The 2,562-nt window shown below is 65.3% G+C and carries 2 protein-coding genes; both read right to left on the bottom strand.

Features of this window, described 5'->3' with window-relative positions:
* Nucleotides 1-349: 349 nt before the first annotated feature.
* Nucleotides 350-1,549: an IS91 family transposase gene (locus AC628_RS41650; RefSeq protein WP_074132563.1), complete on the bottom strand. Its 1,200-nt coding sequence runs from the start codon at nucleotides 1,547-1,549 to the stop codon at nucleotides 350-352.
* A 10-nt stretch (nucleotides 1,550-1,559) separates the two neighbouring features.
* On the bottom strand, nucleotides 1,560-2,435 hold the full coding sequence (locus AC628_RS41645; RefSeq protein WP_210190345.1) for a tyrosine-type recombinase/integrase: 876 nt from the start codon (nucleotides 2,433-2,435) through the stop codon (nucleotides 1,560-1,562).
* Nucleotides 2,436-2,562 lie beyond the last annotated feature (127 nt).

Genomic DNA, 2,562 nt, shown 5'->3' with positions numbered 1-2,562 from the left:
TCCGTTGTTGTGAAGGGTTTCGGACGCCGGCCGCTTGAGGGACGGCGCCGCGTATTCGGCGGCCGGCGTCCGAAAGCCTCCAAGGGAGGAAACCGCGCTTAAGGGAACGTGAGGCGGTGCTGCAGGCGCTATGGGGATTTGAGCGCCACGGGCGAACTGGCTGATTTGAATCGAGCCGATGCCACGAGCTTTTCGACGGTGAAGCGGCTGACGAATGAGCGGCGGGTAGCGTCGAGCCCTGTGAATTGCCGAACGAATTGCAACGACTGGCGGACATTGGGGCGCGCCCCGCTGTGGCCGGTCGAGGGCCGGCGGGCATGACGCGCAGATTTGCGGAATTGTGATGTGGTCATGAGGTGTCGATCCTGATGACGGTCGCTGGAGTTGCCGGCTGATGCCGTGGCGTTGCACCGCGCGCGAACACCTCGATGATGATCATGCGACCGCCGCAGCATGGACAGGTCGGCTTGCTGGGATCGGTGGCGGCACTGGTGGGCTCGCGCTGGGCGTTTGAAGCGGCGAGCAGCTCACGCGCACGTGCGACGTTGTCGGCGCAAGCGCCTTTGGCGAACAGGCCGTAGTGGCGGATGCGATGCAAGCCTTTTGGCAGCACGTGGATGAGGAAGCGGCGGATGAACTCGTCGGTGGCGAGCGTCATTTGCTGGTATCGATCGCGGCCCTCGATGCGGTAGTCCTTCCACTTGAAGGTGACGCCGCGTTCGTCGAAGGCGATCAGGCGGCTGTTGGCGATGGCCACGCGGTGGGTGTAGCGCGCGAGATAAGCCAGCACCGCCTCAGGTCCGCCGAACGGCCGCTTTGCGTAGACGACCCACTCCGCCGTGCGGAGCGGCGCCAGAAAGGCTGCGAAGCGTTGGGCATCGGCGAGCCGGCTGTTGTCGCCAAAGAAGCTGAGGCGGCCGGCTTGGTGGGCGGCGACGAGCTTGTCCAGGAACAGGCGCCGGAACAGGCGGGAGAGCACGCGTACGGGGAGGAAGAACCCCGGCCGGCAGGACACCCAGCGCTGGCCGTCGGGCGAGATGCCGCCACCCGGCACGATCATGTGGACATGCGGGTGATGGGTGAGCGCCGAGCCCCAGGTGTGCAGCACGGAGGTGATGCCGATCCGCCCACCCAGATGCTTCGGATCGGCGGCAATCGTCAGCATCGTCTCGGCCGAGACTTTGAACAACAGATCGTAGAGAACGGCCTTGTTCTGATAGGCGATGTCGGCGATGGCTGCAGGCAGCGTGAACACGACGTGATAGTACGGCACCGGCAACAGCTCGGCTTCGCGGTCGGCAAGCCAGTCCTTCGCGGCGGCGCCTTGGCACTTCGGGCAGTGCCGGTTGCGGCAGGAGTTGTAAGCGATCGTGGTGTAGGTGCAGTCCGCGCAGCGCGCGACGTGGCCACCGAGTTCCGCCGTGCGGCAGCGCTCGATTGCCGACATCACCTTCAATTGGCCGAGGCTGACATGGCCGGCATGGGCTTGACGCCATGCCGGACCGTGGCTGCGGAAGATATCCGCAACCTCCAGAGCCGGGCGCGACATGTGTCCCGCGTCAGCCGGGCGGCCGGACCGCCTTCAGCTTGAGCGCGATGTGCTCCAGCGGGCTCATGACCTCGCTGATCGTCTTGGTGGCGACGCGGGTATAGAGTGCCGTGGTGTCGAGCTTGGCGTGACCGAGCAGCACCTGGATGACGCGGACGTCGATGTTCTGTTCGAGCAGGTGGGTGGCGAAGCTGTGCCGCAAGGTGTGCAGCGAGACGCGCTTGTTGATCTCCGCCATCTCGGCAGCGGCGTGGCAGGCGCGGTTGAGCTGGCGCGTGGTCATCGGCTGCGCCGGATCGCGGCCCGGGAACAGCCAGCCCCGCGGGCGCGCCGCCTTCCACCAGGTCCGTAGCAGATCGAGCAAGTGTGGGGAGAGCATGACGTTACGGTCCTTGCCGCCTTTGCCCTGCTCGACGCGGATGATCATGCGTTTGCTGTCGATATCGGAGGCCTTGAGCGAGACCACCTCGGCGGCGCGCAGGCCGGCGCCGTAGGCCACGCTCAACGCCGCCTTGTACTTCAGCCCCGGCGCGGCCTCGAGCAATCGCGCCACTTCCTCGGGGCTCAGCACCACCGGCAGCTTGCGCGGCTCGTGAATGACATGGGTGTGTTCGACGATCTCGTGGCGCCTGAGCGTGACCTTAAAGAAGAACCGCAGCGTCGCGACGGTTTGATTGATGGTCGGCACGCCAACGCCGCTTTGCGCCAGATGCAGCTGGTAGCGGCGCACGTCCTCGAAGCTTGCCGTATCCGGCGACCGCCCGAGGAACGCCGCGAAGCTCTTGATTCTTTGCACGTAGTCATGTTGGGTCTTCGGCGCGAATTTGCGGATCGTCATGTCTTCGATCATGCGCCGGCGCAACGGGCTTACGGCCTCGTCGGTCATGGGGATGCTCCTGTTTTGAGTGAAGGTTGCGAACCCCTCATCTCAAGACAGGACGCCCCGTTGCGCTATCGTCTTGGCTACGCTGACCGCAGCAGCGCCCTACCGCGCGAGCGGTTTAGTCCTGTGG

It is taken from the genome of Bradyrhizobium sp. NAS96.2 (assembly GCF_001908235.1).
Taxonomy (GTDB): Bacteria; Pseudomonadota; Alphaproteobacteria; order Rhizobiales; family Xanthobacteraceae; genus Bradyrhizobium.
Note: the sequence above shows the minus strand (reverse complement) of the source record. Positions and strands in the feature narration are given on the sequence as shown.

Coding starts and splice junctions, on each gene's coding strand:
- AC628_RS41650 (WP_074132563.1), bottom strand. CDS start 1,549: ATGTCGCGCCCGGCTCTGGAGGTTGCGGATATCTTCCGCAGCCACGGT.
- AC628_RS41645 (WP_210190345.1), bottom strand. CDS start 2,435: ATGACCGACGAGGCCGTAAGCCCGTTGCGCCGGCGCATGATCGAAGAC.